At 65.1% G+C, this 21,729-nt stretch carries 17 protein-coding genes; 5 read left to right on the top strand and 12 right to left on the bottom strand.

The window, feature by feature from the left end; all coding sequences use genetic code 11:
• The 3 genes from GX414_13965 to ispD form a co-directional block, all read right to left on the bottom strand.
• On the bottom strand, positions 1-543 hold a 543-nt coding region (locus GX414_13965), incomplete at its 3' end, for a radical SAM protein (protein NLI48208.1).
• 141 nt (positions 544-684) lie between these two features.
• Positions 685-1,542, bottom strand: coding sequence for a hypothetical protein (locus GX414_13970; protein ID NLI48209.1), 858 nt, complete (start codon positions 1,540-1,542; stop codon positions 685-687).
• A gap of 100 nt (positions 1,543-1,642) precedes the next feature.
• Positions 1,643-2,347, bottom strand: coding sequence for a 2-C-methyl-D-erythritol 4-phosphate cytidylyltransferase (gene ispD, locus GX414_13975; GenBank protein ID NLI48210.1), 705 nt, complete (start codon positions 2,345-2,347; stop codon positions 1,643-1,645).
• Between the two features lie 63 nt (positions 2,348-2,410).
• Between ispD and GX414_13980 the strand changes: the two genes are divergently transcribed.
• Positions 2,411-4,759: a YfhO family protein gene (locus GX414_13980; GenBank protein ID NLI48211.1), complete on the top strand. Its 2,349-nt coding sequence runs from the start codon at positions 2,411-2,413 to the stop codon at positions 4,757-4,759.
• Here GX414_13980 and GX414_13985 read toward each other — a convergent pair.
• The 5 genes from GX414_13985 to GX414_14005 form a co-directional block, all read right to left on the bottom strand.
• The gene (locus GX414_13985; protein NLI48212.1) at positions 4,668-5,639 is read right to left on the bottom strand and encodes a glycosyltransferase family 2 protein; all 972 of its coding nucleotides are present in this window, start codon (positions 5,637-5,639) and stop codon (positions 4,668-4,670) included. The two genes, GX414_13980 and GX414_13985, sit on opposite strands and share 92 nt — an antisense overlap.
• A gap of 95 nt (positions 5,640-5,734) precedes the next feature.
• Positions 5,735-7,402 carry a hypothetical protein gene (locus GX414_13990; protein ID NLI48213.1) on the bottom strand — a complete coding sequence of 556 codons (1,668 nt, stop codon included), beginning with the start codon at positions 7,400-7,402 and terminating at the stop codon, positions 5,735-5,737.
• 10 nt (positions 7,403-7,412) lie between these two features.
• Positions 7,413-9,323 carry a hypothetical protein gene (locus tag GX414_13995; protein NLI48214.1) on the bottom strand — a complete coding sequence of 637 codons (1,911 nt, stop codon included), beginning with the start codon at positions 9,321-9,323 and terminating at the stop codon, positions 7,413-7,415.
• Positions 9,324-9,404: 81 nt separating this feature from the next.
• Positions 9,405-10,487, bottom strand: a complete 1,083-nt coding sequence (locus tag GX414_14000) for a glycosyltransferase (GenBank protein ID NLI48215.1) — start codon at positions 10,485-10,487, stop codon at positions 9,405-9,407.
• Positions 10,484-12,397: a hypothetical protein gene (locus tag GX414_14005; GenBank protein ID NLI48216.1), complete on the bottom strand. Its 1,914-nt coding sequence runs from the start codon at positions 12,395-12,397 to the stop codon at positions 10,484-10,486. Before GX414_14005 ends, GX414_14000 begins: the two co-directional genes overlap by 4 nt.
• Before the next feature lie 255 nt (positions 12,398-12,652).
• Between GX414_14005 and GX414_14010 the strand changes: the two genes are divergently transcribed.
• On the top strand, positions 12,653-15,010 hold the full coding sequence (locus tag GX414_14010; GenBank protein ID NLI48217.1) for a YfhO family protein: 2,358 nt from the start codon (positions 12,653-12,655) through the stop codon (positions 15,008-15,010).
• Positions 15,011-15,030: 20 nt separating this feature from the next.
• Here the strand turns inward: GX414_14010 and GX414_14015 are convergent, their stop codons facing one another.
• The 4 genes from GX414_14015 to GX414_14030 all read right to left on the bottom strand — a co-directional run bounded on the left by GX414_14015 (position 15,031) and on the right by GX414_14030 (position 18,323).
• On the bottom strand, positions 15,031-15,756 hold the full coding sequence (locus GX414_14015) for a hypothetical protein (GenBank protein ID NLI48218.1): 726 nt from the start codon (positions 15,754-15,756) through the stop codon (positions 15,031-15,033).
• Between the two features lie 20 nt (positions 15,757-15,776).
• Positions 15,777-16,502: a L,D-transpeptidase gene (locus GX414_14020; GenBank protein NLI48219.1), complete on the bottom strand. Its 726-nt coding sequence runs from the start codon at positions 16,500-16,502 to the stop codon at positions 15,777-15,779.
• On the bottom strand, positions 16,480-17,652 hold the full coding sequence (locus GX414_14025; protein ID NLI48220.1) for a L,D-transpeptidase: 1,173 nt from the start codon (positions 17,650-17,652) through the stop codon (positions 16,480-16,482). Before GX414_14025 ends, GX414_14020 begins: the two co-directional genes overlap by 23 nt.
• Positions 17,653-17,729: 77 nt before the next feature.
• Positions 17,730-18,323: a hypothetical protein gene (locus tag GX414_14030; GenBank protein ID NLI48221.1), complete on the bottom strand. Its 594-nt coding sequence runs from the start codon at positions 18,321-18,323 to the stop codon at positions 17,730-17,732.
• A gap of 401 nt (positions 18,324-18,724) precedes the next feature.
• Between GX414_14030 and GX414_14035 the strand changes: the two genes are divergently transcribed.
• From GX414_14035 to GX414_14045, 3 genes are all read left to right on the top strand, one after another.
• Complete coding sequence (locus GX414_14035) at positions 18,725-19,276, top strand: polyisoprenoid-binding protein (protein ID NLI48222.1); 552 nt, start codon at positions 18,725-18,727, stop codon at positions 19,274-19,276.
• Between the two features lie 30 nt (positions 19,277-19,306).
• Positions 19,307-21,076, top strand: a complete 1,770-nt coding sequence (gene ggt / locus GX414_14040; protein ID NLI48223.1) for a gamma-glutamyltransferase — start codon at positions 19,307-19,309, stop codon at positions 21,074-21,076.
• Positions 21,077-21,130: 54 nt separating this feature from the next.
• Positions 21,131-21,729, top strand: a 599-nt coding sequence (locus GX414_14045) for a sigma-54-dependent Fis family transcriptional regulator (protein NLI48224.1), incomplete at its 3' end; no start/stop codon positions are given.

Genomic DNA, 21,729 nt, shown 5'->3' on the forward strand with positions numbered 1-21,729 from the left:
CTCATCCTCTTTGATGCGGACCTGGTCCACCCCTGGGAGGCGCCACATCCTGCGGAACTGGGGGATTTGGGAGTCGTTGTCCGGCAGGCGCACCATCTGCACGGTGACGTGGATGGGCGACCGCAGCTCCCGCTTTCGCTGGAGAAACGCCATGATGTTACGGCGGGTTTCTTCAAAACAGGCGCCGCTTCGGTATCGCTCGTACACCTCGGGCGTCGCGCCGTCGAAAGCCAGGATGATGTAATCCAGGCCGGCCTGCAACAGTTCGTCGATCCGGTCGCCCCGCAGCAGTGTGGCGTTGGTGGAAAAACCGGCCCGGATGCCGCGCTCCTTGCAGTAGCGCACCATGCGGACAATGTCCTTGTTCAGCAGCGGTTCGCCGGCGCCCTGCAGTACGGCGAACTCGAAATACCGGCTTCCCTCGTCGATGACCTTGCGGAAGAGATCGAAGTCGATGTCGGCGTTGCCGAACTCGGAGATGGCCCGCGGACACATGGGGCAGCGCAGATTGCAGCGGGACGTGCTGGAGATGATTGCGGTCACGGGCAGACCCGGACAGACGGTTCGGCGGCGGAGATAACTCTGGAGCAATCTCAGCCGGTGCGCGGTGCGTTGGATTCTGGATACGGCCATCGGTGGATCTGATGCGCAATCGGTGTCCGGGTTGCGGCGGTCCATCCCAGGTCAGACCGGCTCCCAGAGCAGGGCAAGCTGGACCATGGCGATGTCGCCGTATTGGAGATGGAACGCGTACTCCTCAATCAGGCTGATCTGCTGCTGGAGGCGGTCGGCCACGGCTTTGGCATCCGCCCAGCTCTGCTGGAACAGACCGGCCAGCGCGTCCTCGACATCGTTGCTGGGCGCACGGTCGGCCGGCGGGCGGTCGGGCAGGTCCCGGAGATCCTGGAAAATCCGGGTCAGGCCGTCGCGAGTGGAAAATATCATCTGCTTTTGGCCGGACAGGACGCGGTCGGTGGTCGGATCGTCATTGACGGACTGCATATAGTTCAAACCCGATTTTTGGATGATGCCGTCCATCATCCGTTCGTACCGGTGTTGGAGCTCGCGCAGTTCTTCCTGCACGCCGCTGTGCAGGATATCGAGGCAGCGGGCCTCGAACTCGTTGCGCGATTCGCCGATCTCGGAGAAGAGCTTGAGTGTGGGGTGATGGAGCAGCCGGATCCGATGATACCGCAGGATGGTTTCGACGACCTTGTCTTTGTACAACGTGTAGTGTTCCAGCAACAGCCGACTTGCCTCTTCACGGTGCGTCACGCCATCGGGCGGCGTTGCGCTCAACGTGGCCGGATGTTCGGTCCGGATCATCTCCGGCAACCACAGGTCGTCGGCTCCCAGTTCAATCAGCGGCAGCGACACCTGAATGGTGCCCGACAGCTTGGTCTGCGAGCGCACGTGGTAGGTGTCGAAATGGATCTCACCGAACAGCCGGGCCTGCAATTCCGTGCCCGCGGAGAACGCAAAACAATCCGGTGTGTAGTATGCGGCGATTTTCGGTTTGGCGGCGGGTTGTTGGTTGTTCATGAAGTTTCGGTTGTTCAGCCGGTTGCCGGAGCGGTGAACTCACGGCATTGATTGTATTTTACCGCAGCGTTCAGGAGGCGCCAAAGCAATTCTTGCGGCATCAGCCCGCCGACCCGGCGCCACCGAGCAGAGCGGCCGCCAGCGTGAGATCCGCCGGCCTGGAGACCTTGATGTTGGACGGATCGCCACGGACGACCTGGACCGCCCGGCCCAGGCGCAGCACAAGCCCGGCGTCGTCGGACATGTCGGCGACTCCGTCGCGGAGCGCCGCCAGGTGGGCCTCGCGGATGAGGCCGTAGGCGAAGCCCTGGGGCGTTTGCACCTGATGGAGGGTTTGCCGCGGCGGAATTTCGGCCACCCGGCCGTCGACCACCCGGGCGATGGTGTCCACGGTGGGCACGGCCGTGGTCACGGCCTCGTGCTGTGTGAGCGCCGCGCGGCAGCGGTCGAGCAGGTCCGGCGATACCAGGCAGCGGGCCGCGTCATGGATCAGCAGACGATCCGCGGGAGAGAGGGCGCTCTCAAGCGCCTGGATCACGTGGAAAGCCGACTCCTGGCGGGTGGTGCCGCCCGGCACCACGTCCACCGACCGCTCCCACCCCTGGGCGGCCAGGATCCGGCGCATGTACTCGAGCCAATCCGGATGGATGGCCACCACCACCGGTCGGTACAGTCCCACCACCAGAAACGGCCGGAGCGTCCAGGTGATAAGGGGGCGCCCGTTGAGATCAATGAACTGCTTCGGAACCGTCTGGTCCATCCGGCGTCCGACGCCGCCGGCCAAGATCGCCGCCGCGTAGCGCATTGCATCCCTCCTGCGGCGAAACTATAATGGATCTGCTCAGTTAGATCAAGGAGGTTCATCGCCGTGCGCCCGGGATTTCGTCTGGCCCTGCTGGCGAGCGCAATCGCGGCACTGGCGGCCGTTTGCTGGGCGCCGGTGCTTTGGCAGGGGCAGACGCTGTACGAACGGGATTTGTTCAACTTCCACTATCCGTTGTGGGCCGGCACGGCGGCCGAGCTGCGAGCCGGCCGGATCCCGCTCTGGAACGCGCAGAACAATTTCGGGCAGAACATCAGCGGCAATCCCAACTATCTGCTCTGGTATCCGCCGGCGTGGATTCGGGCGGTCTTGGATCCGCTGACGGCCATGAACGTGTTCATCCTCGGCCACCTCCTGCTGGGCGGAATCGCCTTCGGCCGGCTGGTCCGGCGGTGGGGCATCTCCGGCCCGGTGGCGACGGTGGCGGGACTCGCGTACGCGCTGAGCGGCGTTGTGTTGTCCCTGCATTGCGTACTCAACCTGGTGCCGTATGTCGCGCTGGCTCCGGCGCTGCTCCTGACCCTGGAATGGCTGCTGCAGGACGGCGGCCGGCGAGCGGTTGCCTGTCTCGCTCTGGCTGGCGCCGGAGTGGGTACGGTATTCGAACCCGTCATGGCGGTCGGCCTGGCGGCTGTGGCGGTGATCCGGAGTCTCGTGCACGGGTGGGGATTTCGCGGCCGGCGCGGATTTGGTCGGACGGTCGGCCGGATCTCGCTGGCGCTCCTGCTGGCGATGGCCATCGCCTTTCCGGTGACGCTGGAAGGGCTTCGACTGCTGAATCAGAATCCTCGGACCTGGACGGCGGAAGCCGGGAATACCTTGTACAGTCTGCATCCCGCCCGTTTCATCGGACTGTGGATACCCAATCCGTTCGGCATGTCTTCGGGGATAATGCCGGACTTTGCGGGCGGGCGGTACACCGACGGACGCCAGCCCTATCTGGCGTCGATGTTCATCGGGCTGTCGTCTCTCGTCCTGATCGGGCTGAGTTTGGGCGGCGCGCAGCGGCGCACCGCGGCCTGGGCTTGCGGTGGCGGGATGGCGTTCCTGCTGGTGGCCGCGTCGCCCTGGCTGCCGGGTTTGGGGCGCCTCTTCGGCAGCCTGCCGCTGCTGGGTTGGGGACGATACACGGAGAAACTCGCTTTTTACGCCGCCGGCGCTTTCCTGCTGGCCGCCGCGGTCGGACTGGAACGGGTGTATCGCTGTGAACGCCTGCCGCTGCGCGGCTGGACGGAGTGGATGGCCCCCGGGGTCGCGCTCGCCGCCGTGCTGATTGCCGGCGTGCGGATTCCCGGCAGCAGTCTGATGTCGCTCGTGGCCGCCCCGCTGGTGGCGGTCGGGGTTGCCGTGGCGGTTCTGCTGGTTGCGGAGCCGCCGCGAATTCGCCTGCCGGTGCAGTGGCGCTCCGCGGCGATCGGCCTATGCCTGCTGGCGGAGCTGGTCGCCGGCAACCGGTTTGCGGTGCCGATCACCGATCGCCAGCATTTCACCGAGGCTGTGCCCGTGATCGAGGCGGTCCGCCAGCAGGCGACGAGTCTGGCGACAGAGCGCATCGCCGTGGATGCGGCGCCGGTAGACATCCGCTATTTTGGCGCCTCGGACAGCGACGTCTGGATCTCGCGCTTCCATCGCCTGGCCGGCTACGCCTATCCCGGTTTCACGTCCGGGGGGTACTATGCGTTCAACGACACCCAGGACCGGCTGGAAGGCGTCGGCCAGTTGCAGCTGCGCCGGTGGTTTGAGCAGGCGGCGCTGGAGTCCAGGATTCGGCTCATGCAGCGGCTGGGAGTGGGGTGGTACCTCAGTCCGCGCCGGTTGGACAATACCGGGCTCCAATTGATCGGAGCGTTTCCCACCGGCTCCAGTCATCGCTACGGACTGTACCGAGTGATGGGCGGACAGGGCCGGTTCCAACTCTGGTCCACGTGGCGGCCCGCGCATTCCGCGCCCGTAACCGCCGGCGATCTGGCGACGGAAGGACCGGCAGCACCTTTCGTCGATGCGGCCGGTCCCGTCCCATCCAGCCAAGCAAGCGGCGGCGCGCCGCCGGGTCGGGTCGCACATGTGTCGGAATCCGGCGGCGTGCTCCGACTGGAACTGGCTATGGCGACCGACGGTTTGCTGGTGGTCCGGGACGTGTGGTACCCCGGCTGGACCGCCCGCCTGGACAACCGGATCGTTCCCATCCACCGCGCCGATTACCTGTTTCGGGCGGTCACGGTTCCGGCCGGAACGCATCAGCTGGAGATGCGGTATGAACCGGCAGGCTGGACGGCGAGCTGGCTCGTGTCGGGCGCGGGATTCATTTCGGTTCTGGTGTTGGGGCTGTGGCCGCGCCGGCGTCGGGAGGACACCCCAGCACCTGCCGAACCACGTAATGCGGACGGCGCTTGACTTCCTCGTAGATCCGGCCCAGGTACTCGCCCAGGATTCCCAGACAGATCAACTGGACCGCACCCAGGAAAAAAATGCTGATCAGGGTCGATGTCCAGCCGGGGATGGCCACGTGGGATACGAACTTCTTGTACAGGACGACCGCTGCGGCGACCACCGCGAGCGACACCGCCACAAGGCCCAGCGTCGTGGCGATTCGCAACGGCACCCGGGAAAACGAGAAGATGGCGTCCGAGGCCATCTTGATCAGCCCGACGAACGACTGGCGGGGGATCTGGTCGCCCCGGCGGTCGCGCTCCACCGTCACGCCCACCTGGCGGAACCCGATCCAGGCGCGCAGGCCCGGAATGTAGCGGTTTCGTTCGGGCAGGGCGACGAGCAGGTCGACGACGCGTCGATCCATCAGGCTGAACAGGCCGGCCTCCTCGGGAATGGGAATCTCGGCCAGGCGGCGGAACACGGCGTAAAAGCTGCGGAAGAGGGCGCGTTTGATGAACGACTCCTTCCGGTTGGCTCGGATGGCGTACACGACGTCGGCGCCGCGCTCCCACTCCGCGATGAAATCCTGCACCGCTTCGGGCCGATCCTGGAGGTCCGTGTCCATGATGATCACCGCATCGCCGGCGGCATGCCGCAGGCCGGCGTGCACCGCGGTCATCTGACCGAAATTGCGTGACAGGTCCACCACCCGGACATTGCCGTGCTGCGGAATCAGGCCGGCTAGATAAGCGAGGCTGCCGTCCGTGCTGCCGTCGTTGACGAAGACGAATTCCGTCGCGCAATTCAACCGCGCCGACAGCGCCAGCAGCCGGTGGAACAACACCGGCAGGTTGGTCTCTTCGTTGTAGAAGGGCAGGACGAACGATACGGTTTTGGTCATCGACGTTCCTCGAACACCGGAATGCGGCCTCTGTCTGCCACCGCGGATGCCACCCGGTTCGAGTGTATAGCATCCGGGCTTGGGTCGGCAACCCGTTATGTCGGACTATCGGCCGTCGAGTGTGACCCGTCGCCGGCATCCTCACGAGGTGACGGAGGCACAGCCATCGGCTGGATGCGCCAGAGCCGCAGCAGCGGAACACCCTGCCATTCCGATGACCAGACCATGACCATCTCATATCCGGCAGGCTGTATCCGGGTGCGGAGTTTCGATTCCCAGAACTCCGCGTACGGCCGGCCATAGACAAGCACGTGGCGGGCCTGGCCGAGATCGGTGACCGGGATGAAATCGATCCGCCGCATCTGTTGCATCTGGCGAAAATAGTGGTCGGTCGGTGAGATCGGGAAGAACACCGTCGAGCCGCGGCAGATCCGATTGATGGCCGCGAGTGCGTCATCGTCCAGCGGCTCCCACCAATAGGTGACTTCGAAGCCGAGACTTCGACCGCCGGCGGTGCCGCCCACCCACTCGTTGAAATAGCTCAACTCGTGCGGATGATTGCGGATGCTCTGGCTGATGGTCCAGCCGGCTGCGAGAATCAGGATCACCGCAAGTGTCGCCCGGTGTGCGACCGGTGTGGCCGCCTGGCCGGCCGGTAAAAACCGTTCCAATGCCGGCTGCAGCCCGAGCGCCATCCAGGCGGCCAGAAACGGGAATGCCGGCAGCAGGTAGCGCTCCATGTCGTTGGTGGGGCTGAATGGTACCATCATGAGGATGACGGGTACCGTGCTGCCGATGAGCACCGCCCAGTGACGGCAACACACGAGCAGGGGCCGCAGGCGCAACCGGAACATGCCGGCGGCCAGCAATCCCAAGTGGAGCAGCGGAGTGGTGACCAGGAGGATGCCCAGTGGATAATGGAATGGACCGCGGTATGAATACACCTGCCCAAAATACAGCAACGAGAACGGAGTCCATTGGCGGCGACTGACCGATTCGCCGACAAATTCGCCCAGCCGAACCCATGGCGCATGCCACCAGTCCGGATTCAGCAGGTAAAACACAATGGCGGCGGTCAGCCCCACGATCCACAGGCGGGCGATACACTGCTTCCAATCGGCGGACGTGCACACCAGGAAGAGCGCCAGCATCGGTGCGCACACCACCACTGTCGTGATTTTGAAGCATGCGGCCAGTCCGATCAGCACGCCGGGAATCCATGCCCACTGGGTGGACAGCCCCCGGTCCAGCGCCGGAATCAACAGCAGCAGGAGGGCGATCATGGGTATATCGGTGGCCGCGAAGTGACTGTGGGCGAAACACCGGGGCATGGTCAGAAACAGTGCCGCGGTGGTCCAGGCCAGCAAGGGACGGCCGGCGGAAAACCACATGCAGAATGCCGCCAGAGCGACGGCAAAGAGAATTGCTGTCAGCATCCGGCTTTGCATGTACGGATCCTGCTCCCAGAAGACGAGGCGCTGGGCGGCCAGGTACAGCCACTTGACCCCGGCGGGATGCACGTTGCGTTGGGGATCCGTCCGCCAGAAGCGGTCGATGGCCGAAGTGTTGAACCGAGCGGCTGCCGGCAATGACAACCAGGTTCGGACTTGCCGAGTGGCTTCCAGGTAAATCGGTTCATCCCACGTGATGCCGTAATTGGAGCATGTCGGCAGGGCGGACAAGGCGACGGCGGCGAACAGGATGGCACCTCTCCAGTAGGCGCGGAAGGGACTGACGGGCATGACGTCGGTTGGCGGGTGCATCGCCGCCATCTTATGGAACCGGCGGTGGATTGTCAATTTTGTCCGACGGTTGCAGCGCCAGCACCGCGAAGCCGTTGGCTTCAAAACAAAGGCGGACTTGGGATCTGAAAAATGCCCGCATCACCAGATATTTGTCCGGAATGTCGGTGTACAGCTCCGGCGCGAAGACCGCGTCGGTTCGAATCAACAGGTGGGTTACCCCGTAGTGGGCGAAGCGGTTTGTGATTGCCGACGGTTCGCACGCCTCGGCCAGCCACGTGTGGAAGGTGTGGTCCTCAACCACGTAGTCGCCCAGATAGGCGCGATCCAGGTAAAACAGCTCGTTGCCGGTCTGCAGCGTCCAGATCCGGGCGTCCGGAGGCAGTTCGCGGTTGATGTAACGTTGGCAGGCGTACACCGGCAGGCGGGTGTTGAGAATGTCCTCGCGGGTCGTCCGGCTGGATACGAGCTCCAGCGCCGGTTGTCGGGCTAGTTCGGGCAGGAGGACCGCCAGGTTGAATGCGATGACTCCCAGACACACCGCCACCCAGACGGCTCGCCGCCACGGCCGCTCGCCCCACCAGCCTTCCAGGGCCTGGATCAGCATGAGCAGCAGCAGCGGCAACACCGGCAGCAGGAAACGGGCCTGGCGCAGCAGAATCCCCCAGACCAGGGCGACCACCACCACGAAGCATCCGGTCAGCGCCTCGGAGCTGTTCCGCTTGCGGGCCGGCAGAACAGCGAGCACACCGATCAGCAGGAATGGTCCCAGCACCCCGTCGAAGAATTCCCGCAGATGCAGCACCGGATTGAACGCCGCCACCAGGTAGTTCAGCGCCGGGGCCAGCGGAAAATGGAACGGGTGTCCGTAGCTGGCCAGGAATCCCCAGAAGGCGTCCGCCTGCGCCTGCGTCCAGAACGGATTCGAATTCGGGAACAGACCGCCGAAGAACGGGAAAACCGGATTGCCAGTGTGCCACGCGTTCCAGGCGAAATAAGGGCCGGCGAATACCAGCAGGCCGGCGCCCAGCCAGACGGGGTGCCGCCAGGCGAGATCGGCGGTCCGCCGCCGGGCCAGAACCGACACCAGGTAAACGCTCAAAAGCGCCAGCACAAAATAGAAGGCCGTGTATTTGATGGCCACCACAAATCCCGCCAGCAGGAGCGATACGCCCAGCAGGGCAGGATCGCCCCGCCGATGATGCCAGTCCAGCCCCAGGGCGGTCAGGGCTATGAAGAACATCAGCCCGGCGTCGATGTACGCAGAGGTGGCATCCAGCCACAGGGTGGGCACGGAAGCGAACGCCAGAATCGCCGGCAGCCAGAGCCAGCGCGGGGATCGGCCGCCGACGGCGGCGGCATAGTCCATGACCGCCAGCACCGTGAGCGCGAGAAAGCTGAAATGCACGAGTTGGGTCGTCCAGGGCGGGAACAGTCCCAGCACCGCCGTGAAGAGCATCTCAATACCCTTGGGAAAGTACGCGTAGACGTTGCGCGGCAGCTCGATGAGCCCGTGGTGCAGCAGGTACTGGCGGGGCACCTCCAGGTGGTAGACCAGCGCATCGCGGGCCAGGGGCGGCAGCAACAAATAGGGCAGGGCGGGCAGGGCGACAGCCGCCACCGCCACGGCCGCCACCCAACCTGGCCGTTCGGGGGCGGCGACTACGGCGCGCAGCCGGCGGATGATTTCCCAGGCACCCAGAGCACCCACCGCACCGATCAGGACGGCCAGGACGGAGTGATACAACAAGCCCGCCATTCCCAAGCCCAGAATGCCGGTGGACAGCATGGCGATGCCGAGCCCGGCCGCGAGCATTCGATGGGGCAATTCGGGCCGGACCGAATGAGGAGCCAACAGTTGGAGCACAGACCGCCCGGCAGCGATGAGGCCGGAGGCGATCAGGACGATGCCGGCGACACCCAGTATTCCCTCGATCCACATGCGTGTTCACCCATTGAATCCGATTGCAGTCGAGCCCGGACACCCGTCGCAAGCCCCGTCGGTTATTGGTCTGGTGCCGGATCAGCCGCGATCCGGCGGCGTTTCTGCAGGGGGCGGAAAGACGAACACTTTCTGGACGGCGAAATTGAACACGAACAAGACCGACTCCACCGCCAGCTTGGCCATGATCGCGCCGCAGAGGCCCATGTCCACCGCGGTGCGGATGAGCGCGTACCCAATGCTGCCGGAGAATACCACGAGCAAGATGTAGCGCGGCATGGATTGTCGGATGGCCGCCCGGGACATGAACACCGCGGATCGGTTCATGAAGTAGTTGAACAAGCCGGCCACGACTCGGCCGGCGACCATGGCTGCGAGGATCCCGGGATGAATCAGGAAGGTGGCAGCGAAAACCGCATTGTCCACGAGGGCCGTCAGCAGCGAGACGATCAGGTAGCGGAACAGTACAAAGTAGATCCGCATGGAATCGGTGAGCGGATTGAAATGGGAGGACACGTTCCGTTCCAGGTACACGGTGGCGACGGGGATCTCCAAGATGTTGCGTCGCAGGCGGTGGGCGGTCAGCAGCATCTCCAGCTCATATTCGTAACGCTCCGCCGGGATGGCCAGCAGGGCGGGGATGAGGCCGGCGGGGATACCGCGTAATCCGGTCTGGGTATCGCTGACTGACAACCCTTCAATCCAGCGAAGCAGGCGCCGGGTCAGCCGGTTGCCGATCCGGCTGCGCCAGGGAATGTCACCGGAAAAATCGCGACAGCCGAGCACAAGGGTATCGGGTCGGCTGCTCAAGGCGGAGGCGACGCGAACAATGTCCTCTGGCCGGTGTTGGCCGTCCGCGTCGGCGGTGACCACCCCGGGCACATCCGGATGGTGCAGCATGATCTCGTTGAGTCCCGTTTTAATCGCCGCACCTTTGCCCCTGTTGACGGCATGACGCAGCAGCCGGACGTTGGGCAGTCCGATGGCGGCCGCGAACGTCGCGGCGAACTCAGGCCCGCTGCCGTCGTCGACGATGATCACGCCGGCTATCTCTGGACGGTGGGACAGGCCGGCCACAAGATCGGCGAAGCGGTTGTCGGGCCGGTACGCGGGGATCAGCACCAGCGGTGGAGGCGGCATGGCGGAGGAGGGCAACCCGTTCATGGCACCTCCGCGCCCGCGGACGAATTCACAACTTCCAGCACATTGAGATTGCCGCTGGAAAACACCCGCCGGAAGTGCCGGGATCCCCCGTCAGCGGCCATGAGACTGAGCCAGGCGACCGATCGGCCCGCCGGCAGAATTTCAACGCGGCTGCCGCGATCCGTGACATCGACCCGCAGCCAGTTGTGCCACGGCAAACCCAGGCGCCGGCACAGCGGCAGGAGGTGGGTGTTGTCCACCACCAGGTAGCGGGCGCGGTGCTGCCGGCAGAATGCTGACAACTCCAGCCCGTAGTCCGCCGCGAACAGAGCCCCGTTGAATTGGTGGATGCGGCGGCGGTTCTCGGCGCTTTCCAAAAAGCCGTCCATGACGGTGATGGCCGGAGTGTACCACTGCAGCTCGTAGCCGAGGGACCAGTTGGCCGCCAGACGCGTGCCCGGTACGGTCTGGGCGGACAACCACTGGTATGTGTCCCGCCGGTCCGTCGGCGGTTGGGCCAGGGTGGCCAGACTGGACCGGCTCTGGATCGCGAACCCGATCACGAGGGGCAGCAGCGCGCCGAGAGCCGCCGTGCGCAGGGACAGGCCGGCGAATCGGCGGGAACGTACGGACTCCAAGCGGGCGATGCCACCGGTCAGGTGGATCAACAGCAGCGGCAGGCCGATGAAGACCATGCGGTTGAAGAGCAGGGTCACCCCGATGGCCAGCCAGGCTGCGACCGCTTGAAATGCGTCGGATTGCCGTACATCCGCGCGGCGGACCGCGTACAACAGCCAGGCCGCGTACAGCACGGGCAGGTAGCCAAGATAATGCCAGCTGAAAAACGTGGCCGGATCCACGGGGAGCATCTCGCCGACAAGAACCGGCGGCGACAGGTTGGACTGAAGATCGGGCGTCAGCCCAAGGATCGGACGAAGCCAGGCCCGCCCGGCTTCGGTTGTCGCTCCGATTCCCGACAGGAGCAGGCCCAATGCGGTGACCGCCAATGCCCAGCGCAACGCTCGGGATAGCCGGGCCAGCCAACCCGAAACCCGTTCTTGCCGGATCAGCCATCCGGCCGCTGCGGCGGACAGCGGAGCCAGCAACAGCGGCAGTCCGGCTGCGCCGGCCAACCGGTAGAACTCGAAGACCGGCCAGGCCGCAAGGCAGCCGCACGCCGCGGCCAGGGCGGGTGACAGGATCGATGGATGTGTGCGGGGTGCGAGCGCATCGGCGACGGCGGCGGCCATCAGGAGCATGGCGGCAAGCGGCGGGAACAGCCGCCAGGTGCCGGCGCCGGACAACCCGATGACGAAGGCGGCGAAAAACAGGAGGCGCGCCCAACGGCTCGGCAGCGGCACCGAAGAACGCCAGCGGTACAGCACGGCCGTCAAGGCCAGGACGAGCAGAATGCCCAGCGATTCGTAACGAACCACGTGGAACGCGGAGCGAAGCGTCACCGGTGTCGCCACGGCGAACACCGCGCCTGCCAACGCAGTGTCCACGGTTCTGCGGGTGAGCATCCAGACGATGCTGCACAGCGGCAGGGTGGTCAGCGCGCCGCAGAGGACGCCCAGAGCCATCAGATAATCTGCGAACGGCATCGGCGCCAGCCGGCGACAGACAGTGTAGCCGAAGGCCGCCAGGCGATGGAAGGCGTCAGGGCACATTTGTCGGTTGTCACGGGGCGGATCCAGCGCGTACTTGGAATCGACAGTCGGCAGCGAGCCGGTGTTCAAGACGGCGGCAATCATCCGGCTGTGGAATGCCGAATCGGTTTCGAAGATGAAGTGGGAGGCGATCGCCGGCGGCAGGCGCACGGCGATGGCGACCAGGAATATCGACAGACCGACCGCGGTCGGCGCCAGGCGCCGGGCAGACGGCGGGAGCGTGTGGTGGTTGTCCGTGGACGGTGAGGTGCTCGCGCTCATGCCACCCGGGATCACTCCAGCCGAATTTTGCATCACTATCCTAACATGATTCAGTCGGGTCGATGGCCCTTTCTGTTCGATGAGCCGGAACGGTTGGAGCAGCCATTCCTGCAGTTGACACCCGGCGGTTCCAGTGGGTACCATCGGAAAGCTGTCTGACTCTACGGATTGCCTGAACCGTCGCCGCATCAAGACGGCAGGGCGGAAGGCGCCCGCAGGCGGGCAGCCGATCGGTGCGCAGGAGTCAATGTGTCCGTGAACAGAGAGCGCCGGGTTGTCGGTCGGTTGGTGGGCGCGGCGGCTGTTCTTCTGACCGCCCGATTCGCCGCCGTCCTGATCGGAGGCCAGGCGTTCTTTTATCGGGATGTGCTCAATTTCCATTACCCGTTGTGGCAGGTGACGGCGGAGTGGGTGCGGGCGGGGCATTGGCCGTTATGGAATCCTATGGTCCATTTCGGCGTGCCCATTGCGGGCAACGGTAACTATCTCCTGATGTACCCGCCGGCATGGATCCGGTTCGTCGCGCCGCCCGACCTGGCTTATCATCTGTTTTTCGTCAGCCATCTGCTGCTCGGCGCCGTGGCGTTTTACGGGCTGTGCCGCCGTGCCCGTGTCAGCCCCACTGGTGCCGCCTGGGCCGCCCTCTGGTACACCGCGAGCGGGGTGGTGCTGTCGCTGCATTGCGTGCTCAACCTGGTGCCCTACATTTTTCTGGCGCCGTGGGCGATGTCGAGGCTGGAAGCGGTCCTCCGGCGGGGCTCGCGGGCGGACACCGCCTGGCTGGCGATCGCCTGGGCGCTTGTGGCCACAGTCGCCGAGCCGATCATGCTGGCCGGCCTCATGGGGCTGACCAGCGTCCGGCTGGCGGTCTGGGTGGCGGCACGATGGCGTGACCGGAAGTCCGGCCGGGTGCTGCCGCGCTTGGCGCTGGCCGGTGGACTGGCCGTCATGATCGCAGGACCGGCCCTGCTGGAAGGGGGCCGATTGCTGGCGTATTCCGGCCGGGGCGGTGAAGAGGTGGCCGATTCCCGGATCTACGCCCAGCATCCCCTGCTGGCGATGGAGCTGTGGCTGCCCGACGCGCTCGGATTCCGCTTTGACGGCACCGGCGCGTATCGGGGGCGCGAACTGGGCGCCGTCGGCAATCCCTTTCTGGTATCGATCTTCATCGGCTTTGGCACGTTGCCGCTCATCGGGGCGGCGGCGGGCCGTGGACGTCGAAGATCCACCATCGGAATGCTGGCGGGAGCGGTGGCGTTCCTGCTAACCGCCGCCGGCGGCTACTTGCCGGTAATAGCTGCGATCAATGCGCGACTGCCCCTGCTGGCCTGGGGACGGTATCCGCAAAAACTCGTGTTTTTTGCGGCCGGCCTGCTGTTGATTGCGGCGGCGCGTGGGCTCGATCGGATCGGTCTCGCCCGGGAACAGGATCCGGGGTTGCGGTGGACAGACAGGGCGTGGATGCTTGTGCCCGTCGCCGGGCTCGTCGCCGCTGGCCTCGCCGTCTCCGGAATCAGCCTGCGGGGGTTGGTGCCGCTGTCGGTGCTGGCGGCACTCCTGCCGTGCCTGGCCCGGTTCGGCTATGCGGGCGTGCGCCCAAACCGGAGATGGGCGCATGCGGCGGGGGCGGCGATCCTGCTGGAGTTGGGGTGGGCCGGACTAAGCGTCGTGCCGGTGGCGCCGGCCCGTATCCTCACGGAACCCGCCGCGGTATTCGATCGGCTGGCCGGGCGGGACGGTGACTGGGCATGCGGCCGGGTGGGCGTGGAACCCCATCCGCCAAACATCCAGCGCCCGGGCCAGAGCGCGGCGTGGTTCATGTTGTTCTTTAAAAACGGCGGCTACCCCTACTTCGGCGTCACCCAGGGCGTTCATTACGCCTTCGACCTGATGCTGGATCGGACCCATCCACGGCGGATGGCGGAATTCCAGCAGGCGTTCCTGTCCCGGCCGCCGGCGGACCGGGTGCGGTTGCTTCAGCGGGCGGGGGTGCGGCATCTGCTGTCGTTGCACGAATACCGAACACTCGGCCTGATGGGAACGGACATGATCCCGCTGGACGACCGGCACCTGCTTCGAGTGTTTCGCGTGGCGGACGCCGCAAAACGAACCGGGTTCTTCGGCCGCTGGCAGGCGCTGCCTTCGCCGCAGATGGAGCCGTTGCTGGATGCGCTGGTGGCTCTGCCGCACGACACGGTCTTCGTCGATGCCGGTCCGCCGGATGCGCGCCCTGCGGCGGCTGCGGTCATCTCCTGGCCCAGCGGTGCGCCGCTCAAATCCGGCGGTGCCGCGGTTGCAGCGCCTGGCAGGCCGGATGCGCGGCTCCGGGCGCGATATGACGGACCGAATTGCGTGGTGATGGAGGTGTCTGCGCCGGCTTCAGGCATCGTCGTGTTTCGCGACGCGTTCTTCCCGGGATGGCGTGTGAAGGTGGATAACCGCGACGCAACCGTGTGCCGTGTGGACGGGCTGTTCCTCGGCGTGGCGGTGGACGGCGGGCGGCATCAGGTGGAATTTCGCTACCTGCCCCCGTTTTGGTTCGCGGTGCTGGTCGCCGCCGGTCTGGGCTTGGTGGTTGCGGCAGGGCTGATGACTGCCGGACGTCACCGGTGAACACCTGTCTGAAGATGTGCTCAGAGAGTGACGAGCAGCGTCAGGTCCTGGGGGAACGAGCGGAACATGGCGGCGCCGTCGGCGGCCTCCATGACCACGCGCAACCGGATGCGTGACGCCGGTCCGAATCCGACGGACTCGCCGAAATCCTCCCATCGCCGCTGCCATGGGGAAGCCGACTCCCGCACTGCATAGGGAATGGATCCCTCCAGATGGAACCAGACGTCCAGGCCGTCCTTGAAGCGGAGTCGAAAATCGGCGGGCACCGGGATGATCTCCTCCATGGTGGGCGGGATGATGCCGGCCACCTCGGGAGTGGGGCGCGTCCGTTCATCGCCCGGGATGATCCGGATCCGTCGGATTTCCCAGGGGGGCGAGAGCTCGCCGTCCATCCAGGTGCGCTGGATCCACGGCTGGTCGCTCTCCCGGGCGAGGTAGCAGAACCGGGGCTGTCCCACCTCGATGGTCTGCACCGGGTATTTTCGCAGGCTGACACCCGAGTGACACAAGTGAATGGCCCGCTCGCCCAGACGCAGTTCGTAGTAGAACAGGTTGTCCTTAGCCAGTCGGGTCCGCTCCTGCACCAACTGGGCCTGCTGGGCCTGGCTGGGCTGAGGCCAGGGCTCCGGCTGGGGAGTGCTGCAGCCGGAACCGATGAGCATCAGGACCACCGCCAGAAAGCTTGCGGCGGCCGGATGAGAGGCCCGCCAGGCGGTGGGATTCGTGGGTTCGTGTCTGCGTTGCATGGTGACCTCGCCGGAAGCGGTTAAAAGATGAAAACGGTGCTGCCGATGGGCACCTTGCGCCAGAGTACCCGCAGGTCGTCGCGCCCCACTCGGATACAGCCGTGACTGACGCTGCGTCCCAGCAGGCGGCTGTATAGCGTGCCGTGGATCATGTAGCCCGGGATGTTGAGGTCCAGGGCGTACTCGCCGAGCATGCCTTCCTGGACGCGCGCCGACCGGCTTCGCGGGATGGGTTCGTTGGCTTCGATGAACTCCCAGTCGGGCGCGACCCAGACCGGATACTCGCGTCGGTTCACCACTCGAAACCGACCCACCGGCGTATCGAACGTCCATTCACGGCCGGTTTTCGTATCCGCGAGCCGGGATCCGGCGCCGCAGGAGATGGCCGCCTCGAGCAGTAGGGTGTTGGCCCGCCACAGGTACAACCGGTTGTGCACCCGGTCGATCACGACGTGCGACCCGCGTGGGGCCAGCTTCCGGAAGACCTTGTCGCTGTCGCGCTTGATTTTGGCCTGTACGGCCGGATCGGCCCCTTCGGGAAACGGTTCCGCATGTTTGATCGCGTCGGCGGGACGCAGGGTCCGGTATTCGTAGCCGGTGCCCAGGAAAACCGCATAACCGAGCAGCGCCAGCAAGGCTAGAACATCCCAGATCATGACCGTAGCCACGAGTGCGGGACGACGGATCATCGCGCCGCCATCCGAGTGGCTGGTGTTGTTCTCATTAGGTTCCGGGGCGTGCTTCATGGGTGTCCTTCCCATTGAGATATTGATGGATGGGACTGGCGGAACCATCGCTGCCCACGATCACGACCGGCGTGCCCGATGCGGTCCGCCGAAACAGCCAGGCCATGTCGGCATCGAGCGGGGCGATGCAGCCGTCGGTCCAGTCGTAGCCGCGACCGCCATGGCCGTGAATCTCGATCAGTCCGCCGATCCCCGCCCGGGGCGGGATGAGCCCCAGCCGGCGGTTATCCTGGAACCGGCGGCGGTCATCGGCGTTCGGGTAATCGATGAGTAGGGCCAATCCGTAGATGGTGCGCCCGGGACCTTTTTTCAGAGTAACCCGGTAACGTCCTTCGGGCGTGGCCCGGTCGCCTTCGTGAAGTTTCGGATTGATCGAGTTGGCGCCCAGGTCCACGGCCATGGACCGGGTCATACGGCCGTGCTCGTAAACGTCCAGCCGGTGCAGCGCCTTGACGACCACAAGGGCCAGACCGGATCGGCGGCTCTGGGCCACCGCCTCGTCGATCCAGCGACGCCACAGGTCGAGATTGACCGGATTGTCGAATCGGCTGAGCAGGCTGCGGCTTTGTTGCTGAGCCGCCAGCAGGGCGTCCATGGCGGATCGCGCGGCCCGGACGGCGGCGGCGTAACGCTCTCGGGCCAGAAAGTTGAGCGCCTCGCGCCGGCGTATCTCCGTCAGCGCCAGGCTCCGGCGGATCCGGCTGTCCGTGGCGGTGTGTCGCGCCACGTCGGCCTGCGCGTCCAACTGCGTTCCGATGAGCTGCAGGATGCCGGCTGCGGCTTCCCGGTCGGCGCTGCGCCGATCCGCGACCTCGCGATATAATTCCAGGATAGCGATGGAGGCGGCGGACAGCTGCGCCTGCGCCGGATGCAGATTACGGCGGAGCCAGCTCCGGCCCCGCTGGACGTTGACCTCGGCCAGGGCGTCGTTGAGTGCCGAACGCGCTGCGGCCAGTCGAACCGGCGCGTATTCCGAGGCATCCTCGGTCTCCGCTGCCTGGATCACGGCCCGGAGCAGGCGACCGTCGGCATCGGGGGGCAGGGTGAGCCGGCCGTCCGACAATCGCGGCAACAGGAGAAAAAAGGTCATGGCGGCGGCTCCGATGGGGAGCGTCCACACAGCGATGCGAAGCCAGGGCAGCTGTTTCATGGCTCTCATGAATATCAAAAAGGGGGCTTGTGTCACAAGCCCCCTTTGAGCTCAAACGAGCGATTTGTGAAGCGAGACTACTTGCGGCCCTTCTTCATCTCGATGGCGGCCTGGATGTCGGCCACGACCTTGTCAGCCTGTGCCTTGGCGCTCTCGGCCTTGGTCTTGACGTCGAGGTACTTCTCTTCGCCCAGCATGGTCTTGCACTCGGCGATGGCGTTGACGGCGGCTTCCACATCGCCGGTCATGGCGGCCAAGTCAGCGGCGCTGCCCTTGCCCTTGGGCGCGGTCTTCAGGGCCTCCTGGGCGGCGGTGATGGCGGCCTCGGTGGCGGTGATGGCCGCTTCGGCGTCCAGCTTGGCCTGTGCCTTGCCGGCAACGGCGTCGGTCTTGGCCTTCTCGGCCAGCTGCTTCAACTCGCCGGCCAGCTGAGCGGTCAGGTCGTAGGATTTGAAGAAGTTGCCCTGCTGCGTGGCCAGTTCGGCGTTGAGGGCGGATTCCTTGTCCAGGGCGGCCTGGAGGGACTCAGCGGCATAGACATCGGCGCCGGCGGCCTTGGCATCGGCCAGGGCGGCGGTGGCGGCATCGATCTCGGCCTGGGGCACGCTGGCGCAACCGGCCAGGACGATCAGGACCAGCACAGACAAGGTGGCAATCAACAGGTTACGCATGTGACTCTCCTTAAATTGAAGTAGAGAACATGATATTCAAATAAATAGCAGTAGCTTTCGCGCAAAACACCGGCTACTCGTTGGCGCCGTTCGCCTTCACCTGTGCCTCACGCCGATGCAGGACCGGTCTCTCGTGTCGACGGGGGATCGGAGATGCACCGGTGGATCACCAGTACGCCTCCAAAGAGGTAACATCTTCAAGATGTTGAGAGCAAATTCAAAGTGCGAATGCTACTCCCGGCCGTCTGCTTTGTCAAGGGGGAAAATGTGGTTGGACGAATCCGCGTGCTGGCCGGAACTATCTAACACGGCGCTTCGTCATGTGACGAAGCATTTCAACTGAATCCTATGTGTGGAGGTTGGTCGTGAACAGAAAACTATGGGCTCTGGCGACGCTGTTGATGGTGACGGCGCCCGTGTGGGGTGCGGCCGAAACGTACACCATCGATCCGGTGCATAGCAGTGTGGATTTCACCGTGCGCTACATGATGCTCTCGAATGTGCGGGGCAGCTTCAACACGTTTGAGGGGAACATCGTCTACGATCCCGAGGACATCACGAAGTCTTCGGTGAACGTGACCATCAAGGTGGCGAGCATCGATACGGCCAACGAGAAGCGGGACGAGCACCTGCGCAATCCCGACTTCTTCGACGCGGCCGCCTATCCGGACATAACCTTTAAAAGCACCCAGGTGGCCAAGAAGGGGGACGGCTACGTGGCCACTGGCACGCTCACCATGCGCGGTGTCGCCAAAACGGTGAGCATCCCGTTCGACATTGTAGGCAAGATGAAAGACATGCAGGGCAAGACCCGGCTGGGCGTGCAAGGCAGGGTGAAACTGAACCGGATGGACTACGGGGTCTCCTGGAGCCGCGCCCTGGACACAGGCGGTGTGGTGGTGGGCGAGGAGGTGACCGTGGATCTGGACATCCAGGGGGTGCAGGTGAAATAATAGGGCCATCCCCTTCCGGGAGGTGGCTCGATGTCGTCGACTCTGCAATCTGAGTCGCACAAGGCGAATGCAACTTGGTTCAATCCGTTCGTGGTGACGGCCGCCGTAGTGGCGGCCGTCGCTGTTTGGTTCCTGTGGGCGCCCCGGCTGCACGCGGCCGATCGCGTGACGGGCCGGATGTTCGCCACCCGTTCCGAGGTGGTCGGCACCCACGGTATGGTGGCCACCAGCCAGCCGCTGGCCGCCCAGGTCGGCATTGATGTGCTCAAGCGGGGCGGTTCGGCGGTCGACGCCGCCATTGCGGTGAATGCGGCACTCGGGTTGATGGAGCCCACCGGTGCCGGCATCGGCGGGGATCTGTTTGCCCTGGTCTGGGATAACGGCGCCAGGCGGCTGTACGGACTCAACGCCAGCGGGCCCGCCCCCGGCGCCCTGACGCTGAAGCATTTTCAGACTCATGGGATTACCCGGATGCCGGCATACGGTCCGCTCCCCTGGACGGTGCCCGGCTGCGTGGACGGCTGGTTCGCGCTCCACGGCAAATTCGGCCGGCTGCCCATGCGAGACGTGCTTCAGCCGGCCATCGGGTATGCCGAGGAGGGCTTCCCGCTGTCCGAGCTGATCGCGTATTACTGGGACCGCGGTGTCCGGGCGTTCAAGGACCGGGACAACTTCCAGAAGCTGTTCGCCCCGGGCGGCCAGGCGCCTCGGAAGGGCGACATCTTCCGCAATCCCGAGCTGGCCCGGACCTACCGGCTGCTGGCCGAGAAAGGACGGGATGCGTACTACCGCGGCGAAGTCGCCGATCGGATCGTCGCCTACTCAGGGCAAGTGGGCGGCTTCTTTGCGAAGGCGGATTTCGAGAACTACCGCAGCGAATGGGTGGAGCCGATCGCGGTGACCTACCGCGGGTATCAGGTCTGGGAGCTGCCGCCCAACGGGCAGGGGCTGGCGGTCCTCCAGATGCTGCGCATGCTGGAGCTGGTGGACCTTAAGGCCATGGGACACAATTCCGCCGAATATCTTCACACCCAGATCGAAGTCAAGAAGATCGTATACGAGGACCGTGCGGATCTCTATGCCGATCCACGCTTCGCCGAGGTGCCCGTGGCGCGCCTCCTGTCGGACGACTACGTGACCGAACGGATGAAGCTGTTCAATCCGCTGGCGGCCAGCCGGAAGATCGCCCCGCGCGCCGATACCGTCTTGCGCCACGGCGACACGGTGTTCTTGTCGGTGGTGGACAAGGATCTCAACGCGGTGGCTCTCATCCAGAGCAACTACATGGGCTTCGGCTCAGGCATGGTGCCGGACGGCCTGGGTTTCTGCCTCCACGACCGTGGCGCCCTCTTCAGCTTGGAGCCGGGGCACCCCAACGTCATTGCTCCGGGCAAGCGGCCGTTCCACACCATCATTCCCGGTTTTGTCACCCGGGATAACGAACCGGTATTCTCGTTCGGTGTGATGGGCGGCGACATGCAGCCCATGGGGCACGTCCAGGTGCTGTGCAACCTCATCGATTTCGGGATGAACGTCCAGGAAGCCGGCGACTCGCCACGCTGGCGCCACGAGGGGAGCACCGATCCCGCCGGCGGCGAACGCATGGGCGACGGCGGTACCGTGTTTCTGGAAAGCGGCATCGCGCCGGAGGTGGTTCGCGAGCTTGTTGCCCGCGGCCACCGCGTGGCGACCGGGCGCGGCGGCTTCGGCGGTTACCAGGGAATCCAAATCGATCCCCGCCGCGGGGTGCTCTTCGGCGGCAGTGAGTCGCGTAGCGACGGTGCCGCCATCGGCTATTGATCCGGCGGGATTGGTCGGGTAAACTTTCTGATCTGACTGCTGCAGGAGCGATTCATGTCCAGGGAACGGCTGCTGGTGGTGGACGACGAGGCGGGCGTGCGCGCGTCGCTGTCGGGCATCCTCCGCGACGAGGGGTACCGCGTGGACGTGGTCGCCACCGGCGAGGAATGCCTGGAGAAGGTGCGCACCGCGCTGTACGACCTCGTGCTCCTCGATGTGTGGTTGCCCGGCATGGACGGACTGGAGGTGCTGGAGCGGATCTGGGGGACGCCGTTTTCCGGCGCCGTGCTGGTGATTTCCGGCCACGGCACCATCGAGATGGCGGTCCGGGCCGTGCGACTCGGCGCGTACGATTTCCTTGAAAAGCCGCTCTCCCTTGAAAAAACACTGGTGATGGTCAAGAACGCGCTCAAACACCGGGAGCTGGAGGAGGAGAACCGGGAACTGCGCGAGCGCTACGTGCGCCGCTACGAGATGGTAGGGCAATCCATTCCCATCCTGGCGCTGCGCAAGCAGATTGATGTCATCGCCCCCACGGCCGGTCGTGTGCTCATCTTCGGCGAGAACGGGACGGGGAAGGAGCTGCTGGCCCGGCTCATTCACGAGAAAAGCCACCGTCGCCACAAGAAGTTTGTGGAGATCAACTGCGCTGC

This window comes from Acidobacteriota bacterium, assembly GCA_012517875.1.
Taxonomy (GTDB): domain Bacteria; phylum Acidobacteriota; class JAAYUB01; order JAAYUB01; family JAAYUB01; genus JAAYUB01.